The sequence below is a fragment of the Planomonospora alba genome (assembly GCF_039534085.1).
Lineage (GTDB): Bacteria > Actinomycetota > Actinomycetes > Streptosporangiales > Streptosporangiaceae > Planomonospora_B > Planomonospora_B alba.
This window is the reverse complement of record NZ_BAAAUT010000014.1, coordinates 23,742-38,663: the sequence shown is the minus strand read 5'-3', so window position 1 is coordinate 38,663 and position 14,922 is coordinate 23,742. Positions and strand designations below refer to the sequence as shown.

The following is a 14,922-nucleotide window of genomic DNA, read 5'->3' as shown; positions in this document are numbered from 1 at the left end:
GACGCGGAGCCGGGACCGGCGGAGGATGACGGCGGGGCCGCGCCGGGGGAGCATCTCGATCATGGTGAGAGCCGACACTCCGCGGACGCCCCGCACCACCGCGGCGACCGCCGCCGGGGCGGGCGTCTTCGTGTTCGCCTACGCCTGGCTCGCGGTCACCGGGCGCACCGAGATCACCGCCTCGGCGGATCCCGGCGCCGCCACGTCCTCCCTGTGGGCGGCGGCGGTCCCGCCCCTGGCCGCGCTGCTGCTGACCCGGCTGGTCCCGCCCGGCCGGGCCCTGCCGGAGCCGCTGGCCGGGCTGCCCCGGGAGCGCCTCGCCCGGGAGGCCCGGGTGCTCGTCGCGGCGGCGGTCGCCTTCCCGCTGGTCGTGGCCGGTCTCGCGGTCGCCGGCCAGCCCCGGGACGCGTGGTACGCGGTGGTCAAGCCGCTGCTCCTGCTGGCCGTGCCGCTGATCGCCTTCCGGCTGCTGCGGCGCGGCGGCCCGGCCGCCCGGGCGATCCCGCGGCCCGTCGTCTGGCTCGCCCCGCTCCCGGCGGTGGCGGCGTGGTTCGTGCTCGCCGAGATCTGGCCGTTCCGGCTGCCGCTCACCCAGGAGCTGCCCGACCCCGTCACGCTCGCGGTGGTCTCGCTGTTCACGCTGCTGACCGCGAGCGTGCTGGAGGAGGTCTTCTACCGCGGGTGGCTGCAGACCCGCCTGGAGGCGCTGTACGGCCGGTGGCCCGCGATCCTCGCCACCTCGCTGCTGTTCGCGGCGATGCACGTCAGCCACCTGAAGGCCGGAGACGTCGGGGCGGGGCTCGCGGCGATGGTGGCCCGGCAGGGCATGGACGGCCTGATGCTCGGCTACCTGTGGTCGCGCTACCGCAACCTCTGGGCGCCCATCGGGGTCCACGTCGTGGTCAACCTGGTCTACGTCGACCTGCTGATCGAGGGGCGGCTGTTCTGACCCCGCCGCCCGGCCCGTGCGCTCGGCCCGCGGCGCCGCCGTCCGTCCGCGCGGTCACCGGCCCCGCGCATCCCGGTGGGCTCACCCGGCGTCCCCGAGTCCTTCGTCGATGCGGGTGCGCAGGGAGCGCAGCGCCTGCCTGAGCTCCGCCGGTTCGACGTCCGCGACGTCGGCGTCGAAGGTCAGGAGCAGTCCTGCCAGCCCCGCCCATGACCACGCGCCGAGCGTGAGCCGGCAGCTGGAGTCGGTCTCGTGCGCGACCGTCGATCCGCCGGGGGCGAACCGGGCGACGACGGGCGCGGGCAGCGCGACGAGCGCCGACCCGCGGCACGGCCATTCCGCCGGGGTGTCGCCGCGGTCGTGCGTGTTCATGACGAACGCGGCCGGGTCGCCGTGCGGGACGTCGCGGCGCTCGAAGGTCCTGCCCGTGGGCATGCGCGGTTCGAGGCGGTCGATCCGCATCGCGCGCCACCGGTCCGCCTCCGGTTCGAACGCGACGAGGTACCACCGCGCCGCCCACACGACGAGGTCGTGCGGTTCCAGCGTGAGCGTCGCCGGACCGTCCTCACCGGTGCAGTCCACGCGGACGAGGTGCCGCCGGTTGATCGCGGCGCCGATGACGCGGATGATCTCGGCGTCGATGGGCGCCGCGGGGAACTCCCAGTAGTTGCGCGCCGCGGAGACGGTGAACGCCTCGGCGTGGATACGGCTGCGGGCGGGCATGGCCTGCCTCAGCGTGGCGAGGGCGCGGGCCGAGTTCTCGCGGATGCCGGACAGGATCGCGGGGACGGTCTGGAGCGCGACGGCCACCGCGACGGCCTGGTCCTCGTCGAAGACGACCGGCGCCAACCGGGTCGCGCGGCCGAGCCGGTAGCCGCCGCCCGCCCCGCGCACGGCATCGATCTCGTACCCGAGATCTCTGAGCGTGTCGATGTCGCGCCGTACGGTCCGCACGGACGTCCCGAGCCTGGCGGCGAGTTCCGCGGCGGTCAGGGTCGCGCCGATCCCGAAGATCGACAGCAGCTTGAGCGCCCGCGCGGAGGTGGCGGCCATCGCTCATCCCCTCGTCCGAAGCGGTCACTCGGTGGCAACTATAACTGCCATCGTGGCCGGCATGGCCGCTTCACAGAGCCCGGGAAAGGGCACGCGTACACCTGACGGTTCCTCGGCACCCATCTCCGGCGCGGGCGCGGGCGCGGCGCTCCTGGTGGTGCTCTTCGGCTCCTTCATGGACCTCCTCGACGCGACGATCGTCACCGTCGCGGCCCCGGCGATAGCCCGGGACCTGGGGGCCGACGGCGCCCAGATCCAGTGGACGGTCGCCGCCTACGTCCTCACCCTGGGCGCGGGCCTGATCACCGGCGGGCGGCTCGGCGACCAGTACGGCCGCAAACGCCTGTTCATGACCGGGCTGGCCGGGTTCATGGTCACCTCCGCGCTCTGCGCGCTGGCCCCCGATCCGGGGACGCTCATCGGCATGCGCGCCGTGCAGGGGCTGACCGCGGGGATCATGGTCCCGCAGGTGTTCGGGATCATCCGGGCGTCGTTCGCTCCGGGCGAGCGCGCCAAGGCGTTCGGCGCCTACGGGGCGGTCCAGGGGCTCGCGTCGGTCGCCGGCCCGCTGCTGGGCGGGCTGCTCATCGAGGGCGATCCGTTTCGAGACCTGGGGACGGACCTGGACCGGTTACGTCCTCGTCGCCGCCGCAGTCGCCGTGCTGGCGGTCTTCATCGCCCACGAGCGCCGCCTCACCGGACGCGGGAGCGAACCCGTCTTCGATCCGGCCCTGCTCCGGATCCGCGCCCTCACGGTCGGCCTGGGCGCGTCCGTGCTCTTCTTCGGCGGCATCGGGGCGTTCTTCCTCACCCTGTCGGTCTACCTCCAGAACGGCACCGGCCGCACCGCGTGGGAGACCGGCCTGGTGATCCTGCCGTACGCGCTCGGCTCGATCACCACCTCGGGACTCGGCGTCGCCCTCGCCGCCAAGGCCGGCAGAGCCCTGCTGATCACCGGCTCGCTCACCATCGGGGCGTCCCAGCTCGTCCTGCGGGCGATCGTCGGGGACGGCGGCGATCCCGGGTACTGGTACCTCGCCCTCGCTCTCCTCCTCGGCGGCCTCGGTCTCGGTCTCGCCGCCCCCGTACTCGTCAACGTCGTCCTCGCCGGCGTCCCCGCACGCAACGCGGGCGCCGCGGGCGGCGTGCTCTCCACCGTCAACCAGATCGGCGGCGCCGTCGGCGTCGCCGTCCTCGGCACGGTCTTCTTCACCGCCGCCACCGGATCGGCGACCGGCACACCGGGACCGTCCGACCACGGTCACGCGCTCGGCACCGTCCTCGCCGTCTCCGCGGTGCTCTACGTCGTGGCGGCACTGGTGATGCTCGCGCTCCCGAGGACCGCGGCCGGGCACGGTGACCGGTGAACCCGTGTGCGGGGAGGACCCACCGGCCCGGCTTCGCCGGGGAAAGGCCGAGACGTTCACCGGGCCGGACGGAGCCCGGGGGATGACCGGAAGGCGATCCGTACGGAACCCTCCGCCGGGGCCCGCCGTCTGACCGATCATGGACCTGAGACGTCTGACGCGCCGGACCGCCCTGTGGTGCGCCGCGGCGGCGCCGTTGCTGTACGCCGTGGTGAGCCTGACGGCGCTCCAGGTGGCCGCCCGGCAGACCGGAGGGCCCTTGACCGAGGGGATGGTGGAACGAGCGGACACGCAGCTCGCGTCGGCGGGGGGATGGACGGGCGGCTTCGCCCTCGTCCTCGCCGCCGAGGCGGCCGTCCTGGTCGCGTCGGGCGGCCGGCTGAACCGCCGATCCACCGCCGGGGGCCTCGTGCTGTGCGCGGCCGTGGGCATGGTCTACCTGACGAGTCTCGCCCTGGTGGTGTCGGCCACCCATGTGATCGTGCTGTACCCCTCCGGGGACATCGATCTCGGGCTGCTCTTCCCCGGCTGGTACTTTCCCGCACTGATCGTCATCGCCGTCATGACCGCCGCCGCACTGGTCGTCTGGCTGGCCGCCGCGGTCAGGGACGCCTCGGCCGCCTGACGCCCCGCCTCCGCCGCCTGACGCCCCGCCTCCGCCGCCTGACGCCCCGCCTCCGCCGACCCCGGGGCCGGTGCCCCTGCGGAGCGAGCGGGATGAGGGAACCCCGGGGTCTCCCGACCGGCCGAGCGGCGGCACGGGCACGCCGCCGAACCGGGGCGGCCGCCGGTGCCGGTGGGGACGGCTGCCCGGCTCAGGGCAGCTTCGACCAGTAGCCGGGCGCGTGGTCGTCCTTCGGCACCCACAGGGCGGGCTGCCGCTCGGCGAGCCCGGGGGCGGCCTCCCGCTCCCAGGGGAAGTGTCCGCGCGCGTCCGGCCAGACGACCTCCATGAAGGGCAGGGGCGGCCGCTGGTAGAAGTGGAGCGCCAGGCCGAACAGCGACCGGTACCAGCTCCGGTCGACCTCCCTGACGGCGACCGGGTAGTCCCGGATGACGTCGTGGCGCCGCTGGCCGGCGCTGAGCGGGTGCCCGGCCGCGACCGCGCCCGCCAGGGTGTCGAGGCAGTCGCGCAGCACCTCGACGCGCAGGCCGAACATGGCGGTCTCCGGCGACCGGAACGTGTGCCAGAGCCCGACCGTGAACGCCCAGCCCGGCCCCTCCTCGTCCTCCGGGATCATGACGACCGTCCACCCCCGCTCCCGGACGTCGCGCATCGTGCGCAGGTCGACGTCGTCGGGTTCGACGTCGTGCTCCTCGCAGAGCAGGCAGTGGCAGGCAGGCTGGTCGGACATGCCTCCGAGCGTATCCACCCGCCGTCCCCGCAGGTCACAGCGCATGCCCGTGTTGAGGCCGTACCGCGGTCGTTGGCATGGATTATCCGGGTCCACATATTTCTCCCCATTTAGAGGCACGGTGAATGAAGGGATGCGGGTTTTTTGCACGGATGTCCTTGCCTTTCGGGAAACCCCGATTGATCATGAAAAGGATTTCCGAACTGGTAACGGGAATCTCCGGCGTCATATTCGGGGGATATCGAAGATGCGACTCGTCAAGAAGCAAGCCGCCGTGACGGTGCTGGTCGCGGCCGCCGTCACCATGGTTCCCATGCAGACCGCCTCCGCGGTCACGAACCCCTACAAACCGGAGGCGGTGTGCGGCTCGGGATTCAAGAAGGTCCCCGGAAGCACCCGTCCGATGAAGTCTGGTTACCCCGGCGGGGTCGTCGGCTACCTTCACCTTCTCTACAACGCCGAGACGGGGCAGCACTGCGCGGTCGCGATGAAGGCGACGTCCCTCGGAACCGCCACCACCGTCCAGGTGGCCCTGGAGGTCGACTCGGACGGGAGCGGCGGACGCGGCTACAACCAGGCGATGCAGGGCAAGTACAAGTACTACGGCGGGCCCATCCGGCTGAAGTCGGACGGCAAGTGCGTCAAGTACAGCGGGATGATCTACAGCACCGACGGAGCCATGCCCGCCTACGCGGAGGGCACCAGCGGGTGCGAAGGCCGCCAGACCTGGGGCTTCCCGGGCTCGACGCTCCCCGGGGCGCTGCCGGGCGGCACCGGCACCCTGGCCCCGGGCGAGGTGCCCTCGCTGCCGGGCCTCGTCCCGCCCGCGCTCGGCGTCTGACCGTCGGGCGCACCGCGGGGCGGCCGCCCGACGGCGGCCGCCCCGCGGCGGTCACGGGGTCAGGCCCGTGACCTGGCCGATGGCGCGCAGGACGCCGTGCTCGTTGTTGGAGGCGGCGAGATAGCGGGCCCGGCCGATCACCTCCGGATGGGCGTTGGCCATCGCGAAGGACCACTCGGCGGCGTCGAGCATCTCCAGGTCGTTGAGGTAGTCGCCGAACACCATGGTCTGCGCGGGCGTGATGCCCAGCTCCCGCTGGAGCCGCCGCACGGCGGGCCCCTTGCCGGTGTCGGTGTGCATGACGTCAACCCAGTGCTCGCCGGAGACCACCACCTGGTGGGTCTCGTCGAACGGCTTCAGCGCCGGGGCCGTGCTGTGCTCGGCCGTGCCGAAGTCGAACAGGGCGATCTTGATGATCTCGTCGTCGACGGCGGCGAGGTCGTCCACCGGCGTCAGCAGGGCGTAGTACTTGACGGCCTCGGCCAGGAAGGCCGGGTCGGTGCGCTCCACGTAGGCGGTGCGCTTGCCGCAGACGACGGCGCCGACGTCCACGCCGTCCGCCGCCAGGTCGCGGGCGGCCGCCACGACGTCGCGCACGAACGGCGGCTCCAGGCGGTCGGAGCTGATCTCCTGCCCGTCCCGGACCACGAAGGCGCCGTTCTCCGCGATGAAGACCGTCCCGTCGAGGGCGTCCTTGAACTGCACGGCCAGCGAGGCGTACTGGCGGCCGCTGGCGGGGCAGAACAGCACGCCGCGCTCACGCAGCCGGTCCAGCAGGGGCCACAGGTCCCGCGGGATCCGCCCGTTGTCGTCGAGGAGCGTGCCGTCCATGTCGGTGACGATCAGCCGGATGTCGGCGGGCAGGTCCGGACGGTCGGCGGACAGAGGGCGGGCGGGCGCGTTGCCGTGCTGCATCAGAGAGGTTCCCCGGGGTCGTGGCGGTTTCGCATGCTATCGGGGACAACCCCGGCGACCGGGTGCGGGCTTCCCGGAGCGACCGGTCCGGTCCGGTGCGGGCCTCCCGGAAAGGACGGCCCGGTCCGGTGCGGGCCTCCCGGAGGGACCGGTCCTGTCCGCACCGGAGGGGACGCCGGTCACGACCAGGCGCCCCCGGCGGCCGCCCGGACGACGTAGGACTCGAAACCGGCCGGCTCGCGGCCGAGGACCCGCCGCACCCCGTCGACGACCTCGGCCGTGCAGCCGGTGCGGTGCAGCGCGAACAGCGCACCCAGCATCCGGGCCACGGCCTCCGGGTAGCCCTCGGCGAGCAGTTCGCGGTGGTACTCCTCCGGCGTCAGCTCCACGTACTCGATCTCCCTGCCCGCCGCCCGGCCGATCGTCCGGGCCGCCTCCGCGAAGGTCAGCGCCTGCGGCCCGGACAGCTCGTACACCCGCCCGGCGTGCCCGTCCCGGGTCAGCAGGGCCGCCGCGACCTCCGCCACGTCCTCGACGTCGACGAACGGCTCCAGCACCTCACCGATCGGCAGGGCGAGCCGCCCGGCCCGCAGCGGCGCCTGCCACAGGTCCTCGCTGAAGTTCTGGAAGAAGTTGTTCGGCCGGATGACCGTCCACTCCGCCCCGGAGTCGCGTACGGCCTGCTCCGCGGCGGCCATGCCCTGACCGAAATCGCTGTCCACGTGCTCGATGCCCCGCCCGGACAGCACCACGAACCGGCCCACCCCCGCGGCCACCGCCTGCTTGACGAAGCCGGGTACGGGCCCGGGGTCGTCCGGGGCCACCAGGTACACCGCCGAGGCCCCCTCCAGCGCGGCCGGCCAGGTCTCCGGGCGGAACCAGTCGAAGCGCACCTCGCCCGAGCGGGACGCGGCCCGCACCGCCGCGCCCGCCGTACGCAGCCGCGGCACCACCCGCCGCCCGGTCTTCCCGGTGGCGCCCAGGACGAGGATCTGATGTGCGTGTGTCGTCATGCAGGGAAGTCAACCGCCCGGGAGCGGACCGGGCCATGGCCCGCCGTACGGGGCGCATGCGTGATCGTCCGGCCGTACGGCGAGCGGTTCCCGGCCGTACGACGGCCGGTCTCCGGTCACGCGGCGGGCGGCTCGGGGACACCGGACCGTGCCCCGCCGTACGGCGGCATATCGTGACGGCATGGACCCCTTCGACGATCTTCTACGAGGCGTGCGCGCCGACGGCGCCGTCTTCGGCCGGTCCGTGCTGGCGCCGCCGTGGGCGCTGCGCTTCACCGACCGCGCGGCCATGACGCTGCTCGTCCCGCTGCACGGCGAGGGATGGATCGCCCACCCGCAGGACGCCGGGCGGCCCCGTCCGCTCCGGGTGGGCGAGGTGGCGATCGTGCGGGGGCCCGAGCCGTTCGTGTTCGCCGACGAGACGGGGACGGCCGCGCGGCCGGGGACGCCGCGCGACGTCCGCTGCGGCGGCGCGCCCGGTGAGCGCGGGGATCCGGGCGGCGGGGGGAACCCGGGCGGCCCCGGAGGCCCGGGTGGCCGGAGGGGTCCGGGCGGCCGGGGGGAGCCGGACGGCCGCACGGTGCTGATGGCCGGGGCGTACCACGTCCGGGGCGAGGTGCCGCGGCGGCTGCTCCGGGTGCTGCCACCGGTGGTCGTCGTGGCGGACGACCACGACTGCGCTCCGCTGCGCGACTACTTCGAGCTGCAGCTCGCCGAGGGACGGCACGGCCGCCAGATCGTGCTGGACCGCCTGCTGGACTGGCTGCTGGTGTGCACGCTGCGAGACTGGTTCGACCGGCCCGAGGCGGACTCTCCCGCCTGGTACCGCGCGCTGGGCGACGACACGGTGGGCCCGGTGCTGCGGGCCATGCACGAGGCGCCGGACCGGCCGTGGACCCTGGCCTCCCTGGCGGCCGTGGCCGGGGTGTCCCGCACCACGCTGGCCAAGCGCTTCGCCGAGCTGGTGGGCGAGCCGCCCCTGGCGTACCTGACGGATTGGCGGATGGCGCTCGCCGCCGACCTGCTGGCCGAACCGGCCGCGACCGTCACCTCGGTGGCACGCCGGGTCGGCTACGCCGACGCGTTCGGCTTCAGCTCGGCCTTCAAACGGGTCAGGGGCGTGAGCCCGAGCACCTACCGGGCCGAGGTCTCCGCCGCCGGTGCGCACCCCGGGGAGCAGCCGGGGGCCGGCGCGCGCCTCCGGGAGAGCCGGTGACCGGTGCGGAGCCCATTGCGCGGCCTCGTCCGCGCCTACCACGCACCTCCGCGGGTGGGGGTCAGCGAGGGAACAACGAGACGTCCTTGACCGTGTATCCGCCCTCCTTGACGGTGAAGAACGGTGCGGGCGCCGTGCAGCGGCGCAGTTCAGGGTCACCGTCCATGCGCAGACCCGACCACCCGATCCTGTCGAAGCGGCCGGCGCCGTTGTCGACCACGCTGAACCCGACCCGCTGGCCGGTCCAGTTCGCGTTGTGCGCTGAGGCCGCGGTGACGATCCCGGTGACGGTGGCGCTCCGCCCACCGATCATGACGCAGTCGACGGAGATGTCCGCCCATACGGTGATCGGCGTGGGGGCGTTCGCGAAGTGGTGGTAGACCCGCGCCGTGCCCCGCACCTCACCGGCGAACGGGTCGATCGTCCCGGGCGGGTAGGTGACGGTGGCGTCCACGGTGAAGCGCACGTCGTCATCCGGATCGGCGTAGTCGATCCGGCCCCAGCCCTTGACGACTCCGGTGACCGCCTTCTCCGGCTTCTCCGCCCTTTCCGTCGCGGGGCGTCCGGCCGCGGCGGTCGCCGTACCCGTTCCCAGAGCCGTGAGGGCGGTGACGGCTGAGATCAGTGCCATGCTGCCGGCCGGTCTTCTCATGTGCTTCCTCCTTCGCGGCCGCGGCGCCTCTTCACGCCTCGGTGGACGGGCCTCATCATGTGCGCGGACGGCTGTGATCACGCTGAGAGGAGCTGTGATCACGCTGAGAGGGGTCGATGACCGGCTCGGAGGGCGCCGGTGGCCGAGGTGGCCGACGACCTCCCCGGCATCGTCGCCGTCCGCGAGGGCAAGGACCTCCGCGGCCCGGTGCTGACCTTCACACCTGGCCGGTGGAAGTCCTTCATCGGCGGCATCAAGGACGGCGAGTCGGCCGATCCCACCGCGAGGCCACCCCGGAGCGTCTGACCGGCCCGCCTTCGGAGCAGCCGGTATCGGGTCATCCTGCGATGGCGGCGCGGCGGAACAAGTCGGCGGGCATCTCCTCGTCGAGGCACCAGGTGATGGCCATGGGTCGTTCGCCCTCGTGTTCGACGTATCGCGCGGTGCCGTGGAAGACGAACGGCTCGGGATGCCGGTTCTCGTCCTCCTTGCGCTCCCGGGTGAACAACAGAACGTGGCTACCCTCGCGCTCGTGGTTCTGGTATCGCAGACCGGTCGTCGATCGTGCACCGGTGCGGTTCTGAGACTCCCAGTGGAACAGGGTGGGAGTGAGAGCGTAGTCCCGATACATCGTCTGCGGCGAGAATTCCTTCTCGTTTTTGTTCAGCGTGACCAGGAGGGCGTCACACCGTGTGGCCGGACTCCAGGCGACACCCCCTTGGAAGTTCCCGGGAACAGACCCGCCCAGCCTGGCCCATCCGAGAGCGGCGAGAACCTCATCACCGGAATAACGGGCGTTGACGGCGAGCGGGATGTGACCCAGCGGTTCAGGGAGGGATTTGGCCACGTGACGAGGCCGTTCGATGCCGTAGGTGAGCACCTGCCGGATCTCGTCGCAGAGAGCGGACTCCGCACGCAGCCGCGCGAGCGCTTCGTCGTAGGAGCGGAATTCGCCGTTGCCGCCGTCACGCCAGAAGGAGAAGAAGAGCATCCGGATGAACGCCTGGTCGAGGGCAGAACACCCATCGTAGCGAGGGCCGCCGGGCCGAAGCAGCCGGGCGTACGCCTCGGCCCGGCGGTGGTCATCCACGTGGAGCAGGGCGCGCACGCGACGGCCGAGCTTCTCCTCCATCGGTGAGGCGTCACCGCCGAGGAGTCCGCTACGGCGTAGCAGAGCGGTCCAGTAACGCCGGTTGCGGTAGACGTCATCGATGTCGCGCCCGCTGGCTTCGAGATAGCCGATGAGGGAGGTCTCCGCGTAGGAGCGGATCTCCTGCGTGAGCGTGGTGACCGTGGCACCGAGATGAACCTTCAGTTCAGCGAGCAGACGGTCCTTGGTGACGCGGTCCAGGACGATCTGGCAGCCCGACGGCAGGAGTGGGAAATCGTTTCTCACCACTCTCTCCAGGCGCCCGCGGGTTAGCCCGGTCAGTGCTTGGAAGCGGTTGCCATACCGGTATTCCTTGCGGTGCTGTCCGACGAAGTCCAGAACGGTCAGCACATCCTTGTCAGGGGTGCGGCGCAACCCGCGGCCGATCTGCTGGAGGAAGACGGTCGCGCTCTCGGTGGGCCGGAGCAGGAGCAACGTGTTGACGTCAGGGATGTCGAGACCCTCGTTGAACAGGTCCACCGCGAACAGGAACGTGACCTTCCCCTCACGCAGGGCGTTCAGCGCGGCCTTGCGCTCGGCCTCGCCGGTCGTCGCGTCCACGGCCAGTGATTTCACGCCCGCCCCGGTGAAGAAGTCGGCCATGAAGCGCGCATGCCGTACGGAGACGCAGAAGCCCAGTCCGCGGACCACGCTCAGATCGCTGACCTTGTCCAGGAGCGCGTTGAACACCAGGCGGGCGCGGACGGTGTCTCCGGTGAGCACGTTGTCGAGTGCGCGGCTGTCGTAGGAGCCCCGGGACCACTTCACCTGGCTGAGATCGGTCTCGTCGTTGATGCCGAAGTAGTGGAACGGGCAGAGCAGATCGGCGTCCAGCGCGTCCCACAGTCGCAACTCAGAGGCGATGCGGCGATCGAAGAACTCGTCCTGGACCCAGGTGCCGTCGGCCCGTTCGGGGGTGGCGGTGAGTCCGAGCAACTCCTTCGGCTTGAGGTAGTCGATGATCTTCCTGTAGGTGCGTGCCGCCGCGTGATGGAACTCGTCGATGACCACGACATCGAAGTGGTCGGGATCGAAAGTCTCGATGCCGAGGGAGGTGAGCGACTGCACGGAGGCGAACACGTGCCGCCAGTGCCTGGTCCGCTCGTCACCGACGTGCAGCTCACCGAAGTCGGGTGTGGCCAGCACCTGGCGGTAGGTGCGGAGCGCCTGCGCGAGGATCTCCCTGCGGTGCGCGACGAACAACAAGGAGGGTTGGCGGCCGAGGCGGTGCTGGAGGTTGCGGTAGTCGAAAGCGGCCACGACTGTTTTGCCGGTCCCCGTGGCGGCGACCAGCAGATTGCGGTGCCGGTCGTGCACGGTCCGTTCGACATCGAGGTCTTCCAGCATCTCCTTCTGGTGAGGGAAGGGATGAGGGACCAGGGCGGGGATGTCGAAGAGGCGTTCGCCGGCCTTGGAACGGGACAGCGCCTCATCGAGGCGATCACCGTCGGTCTCAGGGTTGTACGGCTCGAACTGCGGCCGGTTCCAGTAGGAGTCGAAAGTGCCTTCGAACTTGTCCAGCAGCCGGGGCGTCGTCACCGACGACAACCGGACGTTCCACTCCAGGCCGTCCAGCCGGGCGGCACGTGAAAGGTTGGAACTGCCGACGTAGGCGGTGTCGAAACCGGTACGGCGACGCAGCAGCCAGGCTTTGGCGTGCAGGCGGGTCGAGTTCTGCTCGTAGCTGATCCGGACCTCTGCGCCGAAGTCACGTACCAGCCGGTCCAGCGCGCGCCGCTCGGTCGCGCCCATGTAGGTGGTGGTGATGACGCGCAGTGGCACGCCCCGGCGTCGTAGCCCGGCAAGCGGCCGCTCCAGGATGCGCAGGCCGGACCACTTGACGAACGCACAGAGCAGGTCCACCCGGTCGGCACTGGCCAGTTCGGTCGCCAGTTCGTGCGCCAAGTTGGGGTCTTCGCGGGCGTTGGTGAGCAGCGCCGCCTCCGACAGCGAGGTCAGCGGCCGGCGGGGCGGCTCCGCGCCGGGGACGTCTTTGACGACGGACAGCAATCTGTTCGGGCCGTCCGCGACGACCTCTGGATCGGCCAGTTGCCGCAGCAGCCGATTGGCCAGCTCTACCTGCTCCTCAGGCTCCCTGAGCGTCGCCAGGGCTCGGGCGGCGGTCTCCCCGATGAACCGGCCGAGGAGGTGGGCGACCTCCTCCCTGTCAACCTGCGATATCTCCACCAGATGGCCGGAGCTGCTCCATGAAGTCGCGCGCTGAGCGAGTTCGCGGGTGAGGAGTGAGTCATACAGGCCGGTAACCGGCGTGTCATCCATGGAGAGGCGTCTCCCATCCAAGTGATTTCATGAGGAAACCTCCTTGATCGGGAAGTAAGGATAACTTCTCCGCCGCACCGGTTAGGGGAGGCGAATCAAATCAAGACGATCCGCTTGATTCGAAGAGCCTTCGGTTCTCCGGGGGGTCGCATATGTTTCGTACATTTCGCGATCAGGAACTTATAAGGGACTGGGGATAATATTCCGCCCATTATGCCCCTTGAGGGTTACGGTGGACGTTCACGTCATGCCGGGGCTGCCGGGCCGCTCGGAGAGGTCAGGGCCCGCCAGGCGGCGTCGAGGAGTTCGTCGACGTCGGCGTCGGTGAGGTCGCCCGTGACCAGGCCCCGGTAGACCAGCGGGCCGGCGATCAGGTCGCGGGCGACGGCCGGGGAGGTGCCGGGCGGAAGGTCTCCGCGGGCGATGCCGCGGGCGACGACGTCGGTGATCGTTCCCAGCCGGGGCCGCAGGTAGAGCTCGCGCAGCGGCCCGGCCAGCTCCTCCCGGCCGATGCTGTCGGCGTGCAGGGCGAGGACGACCGGCGCCACGCCGGTGCGGACGAGGCGGTCGACGAGGCCGTGCGCCACCAGGCGCAGGTCGGTGCGGGTGTCGCCGGTGTCCGGCGCGGGGGCGACCGGCACCGCCCTGGACAGGGCGTCGATGACGAGGTGGGCCTTGTCGGGCCAGCGCCGGTAGACGGTGGGCCGGGTCACCCCGGCGCGGGCCGCGACCGCCTCGATGGACATGCCCCCGTAGCCGGCCTCGCGCAGCAGCTCGATCGTGGCGTCCAGGATCGCCGCGTCGGTCTCCGGCCGCCGCGGACGGCCTCGCTCGTTACCCACGTCACACCCTCTTTACTTTACGATACGTCACGTAAATCATAGAGTCATGACGGATGAACGAGGCGGCGGACTGCCCGCGGCGGCCACCTGGGGTCTCCTGGCGGCCTGGGCCGTCCACGACGGCGAGGAACTGCTCACCATGAGCGGCTGGGCGGAGCGGGCCCTGCCCCGGCTGCGCGAGCGGTTCCCGCAGGTGCCCGACCAGGTCTGGGACAGGCTCCGGGTCACCCCGGCGCAGGCGGCCATCGCCATCGGCGCCATGGGCGGCCTGGTCGCCACCGCCTCGGCCCGCGGCGCGGCCACCGGCGGGCGCAGCCGCCTCTACCAGGCCGTGCTGGCCGGGTTCGGCCTGCACTCGATCACCCACGTCGCCCAGGCCGTGGCGACCCGCGGCTACACCCCCGGCGTGGTGACCGCGCCGCTGGTCGTCGCGCCGTTCTCGCTGTGGGCCTGGCGGCGCCTGCGCGAGGCCGGCGTGCCCACCGACGGCGGCGGCTCGGCGGTGTGGGCGCTCCTGGCGCTCCCGGCCGCCGCCGGGGCCTGCCACGCGGTGGCCCGCCGCCTGGCCCCGGCCCGGCCGCGCCGGGCCCGCCCGCCCTCGTCCACAGGTGGGGACGGATCCTCCCCCGGTGGCCGGTGCCCGTCCCCGCCTGGACCGTCTCCGCGGCCCTGACCCCGTGGGGGCTCGGCGACTTCCTCTGCTCGGCCTCTCCCCGGCCGTGGCCACCCGGTACTGCCGGCGCAGGCGCGGCGGCCGGTCTGACGGACCGGGCGGCCTTCAGCCCCTCGGCTGGGTGAAGCGGATGGCGTTGCCGAAGGGGTCGCGCAGGCCGCAGTCGATCCCGTACGGCTGCTCGGTGGGCTCCTGGGTGAACTCGACGCCCTTGCCCAGCAGCGTCTCGTACGTCTTGCGGCAGTCGTCTACGCGGAAGATGGTGACACCCATCGCGCCCTTGGTCACCAGCTCCCGGACCTGCTCCGCGGTCTCCTCGGACATCATCGGACCGCCCGGCTTCTCCAGCAGGATCTGGTGCTCCGGGTCGCCGGGGACGTTGACGGTCAGCCAGCGCATGAAGCCCAGGTCGGCGTCGGTGTTGACCTCCAGGCCGAGCTTGCCGACGTAGAAGTCGAGGGCCTCGTCCTGGTCGAGGACGTAGATCTGCGAGTGCGTGATAGCGGTGAACATGCATGTCACGCTACCGAGCGGCCGGGCGGAAAACTTATCCGAAACCGCTGAACCGGCGGGCGGTACGGCCGGGCGGACAGGGCCGTACCGGGTGACGCGGGGC

15 protein-coding genes and 1 pseudogene are annotated in these 14,922 nt (G+C 71.9%); 8 read left to right on the top strand and 8 right to left on the bottom strand.

The genetic code is table 11. The features are described 5' to 3' along the window. The first annotated feature begins 61 nt into the window (after positions 1 to 61). Positions 62 to 949 (top strand): CPBP family intramembrane glutamic endopeptidase, encoded by an 888-nt coding sequence (locus tag ABD823_RS10675; protein ID WP_344858354.1) that lies wholly within the window; start codon positions 62 to 64, stop codon positions 947 to 949. Positions 950 to 1,030: 81 nt separating this feature from the next. On the opposite strand, the gene ABD823_RS10670 is transcribed toward ABD823_RS10675, so the two are convergent. Further along, positions 1,031 to 2,002, bottom strand: coding sequence for a helix-turn-helix transcriptional regulator (locus ABD823_RS10670; RefSeq protein WP_344858352.1), 972 nt, complete (start codon positions 2,000 to 2,002; stop codon positions 1,031 to 1,033). Positions 2,003 to 2,063: 61 nt separating this feature from the next. Here ABD823_RS10670 and ABD823_RS10665 point away from each other — a divergent pair. The 3 genes and pseudogenes from ABD823_RS10665 to ABD823_RS10655 form a co-directional block, all read left to right on the top strand. After that, a pseudogene (locus ABD823_RS10665) lies at positions 2,064 to 2,534 on the top strand (MFS transporter); the annotation flags it as partial. A 127-nt stretch (positions 2,535 to 2,661) separates the two neighbouring features. After that, the gene (locus ABD823_RS10660) at positions 2,662 to 3,369 is read left to right on the top strand and encodes an MFS transporter (protein WP_344858350.1); all 708 of its coding nucleotides are present in this window, start codon (positions 2,662 to 2,664) and stop codon (positions 3,367 to 3,369) included. A 139-nt stretch (positions 3,370 to 3,508) separates the two neighbouring features. Further along, positions 3,509 to 3,994: a hypothetical protein gene (locus ABD823_RS10655; RefSeq protein WP_344858348.1), complete on the top strand. Its 486-nt coding sequence runs from the start codon at positions 3,509 to 3,511 to the stop codon at positions 3,992 to 3,994. A 190-nt stretch (positions 3,995 to 4,184) separates the two neighbouring features. On the opposite strand, the gene ABD823_RS10650 is transcribed toward ABD823_RS10655, so the two are convergent. Continuing rightward, positions 4,185 to 4,724: a DUF4262 domain-containing protein gene (locus ABD823_RS10650; RefSeq protein ID WP_344858347.1), complete on the bottom strand. Its 540-nt coding sequence runs from the start codon at positions 4,722 to 4,724 to the stop codon at positions 4,185 to 4,187. Between the two features lie 247 nt (positions 4,725 to 4,971). Between ABD823_RS10650 and ABD823_RS10645 the strand changes: the two genes are divergently transcribed. Next, on the top strand, positions 4,972 to 5,565 hold the full coding sequence (locus tag ABD823_RS10645) for a hypothetical protein (protein WP_344858345.1): 594 nt from the start codon (positions 4,972 to 4,974) through the stop codon (positions 5,563 to 5,565). 51 nt (positions 5,566 to 5,616) lie between these two features. On the opposite strand, the gene ABD823_RS10640 is transcribed toward ABD823_RS10645, so the two are convergent. Then, positions 5,617 to 6,480 carry a Cof-type HAD-IIB family hydrolase gene (locus tag ABD823_RS10640; protein ID WP_344858343.1) on the bottom strand — a complete coding sequence of 288 codons (864 nt, stop codon included), beginning with the start codon at positions 6,478 to 6,480 and terminating at the stop codon, positions 5,617 to 5,619. A 179-nt stretch (positions 6,481 to 6,659) separates the two neighbouring features. Continuing rightward, the gene (locus ABD823_RS10635; RefSeq protein WP_344858341.1) at positions 6,660 to 7,493 is read right to left on the bottom strand and encodes an NAD(P)H-binding protein; all 834 of its coding nucleotides are present in this window, start codon (positions 7,491 to 7,493) and stop codon (positions 6,660 to 6,662) included. Positions 7,494 to 7,674: 181 nt separating this feature from the next. Here ABD823_RS10635 and ABD823_RS10630 point away from each other — a divergent pair, with 181 nt between their 5' ends. Continuing rightward, a complete protein-coding gene (locus ABD823_RS10630) occupies positions 7,675 to 8,709 on the top strand; it encodes an AraC family transcriptional regulator (protein WP_344858340.1) in 1,035 nt (344 codons plus the stop codon). A gap of 61 nt (positions 8,710 to 8,770) precedes the next feature. Here the strand turns inward: ABD823_RS10630 and ABD823_RS10625 are convergent, their stop codons facing one another. Beyond that, positions 8,771 to 9,361, bottom strand: coding sequence for a hypothetical protein (locus tag ABD823_RS10625; protein ID WP_344858338.1), 591 nt, complete (start codon positions 9,359 to 9,361; stop codon positions 8,771 to 8,773). Between the two features lie 138 nt (positions 9,362 to 9,499). Between ABD823_RS10625 and ABD823_RS10620 the strand changes: the two genes are divergently transcribed. Then, positions 9,500 to 9,667: a DUF397 domain-containing protein gene (locus ABD823_RS10620; protein ID WP_344858336.1), complete on the top strand. Its 168-nt coding sequence runs from the start codon at positions 9,500 to 9,502 to the stop codon at positions 9,665 to 9,667. Positions 9,668 to 9,698: 31 nt separating this feature from the next. Here ABD823_RS10620 and ABD823_RS10615 read toward each other — a convergent pair whose 3' ends face one another. Together ABD823_RS10615 and ABD823_RS10610 are read right to left on the bottom strand one after the other, a co-directional pair. Beyond that, a complete protein-coding gene (locus tag ABD823_RS10615; protein ID WP_344858334.1) occupies positions 9,699 to 12,791 on the bottom strand; it encodes a DEAD/DEAH box helicase in 3,093 nt (1,030 codons plus the stop codon). Positions 12,792 to 13,036: 245 nt separating this feature from the next. Next, positions 13,037 to 13,633: a TetR/AcrR family transcriptional regulator gene (locus ABD823_RS10610; protein WP_344858333.1), complete on the bottom strand. Its 597-nt coding sequence runs from the start codon at positions 13,631 to 13,633 to the stop codon at positions 13,037 to 13,039. Between the two features lie 46 nt (positions 13,634 to 13,679). Here ABD823_RS10610 and ABD823_RS10605 point away from each other — a divergent pair, with 46 nt between their 5' ends. Then, positions 13,680 to 14,306, top strand: coding sequence for an HXXEE domain-containing protein (locus tag ABD823_RS10605; protein WP_344858331.1), 627 nt, complete (start codon positions 13,680 to 13,682; stop codon positions 14,304 to 14,306). A gap of 105 nt (positions 14,307 to 14,411) precedes the next feature. Here ABD823_RS10605 and ABD823_RS10600 read toward each other — a convergent pair whose 3' ends face one another. Further along, entirely contained in the window at positions 14,412 to 14,819 is a 408-nt protein-coding gene (locus ABD823_RS10600; RefSeq protein ID WP_344858329.1) for a VOC family protein, read from the bottom strand. Positions 14,820 to 14,922 lie beyond the last annotated feature (103 nt).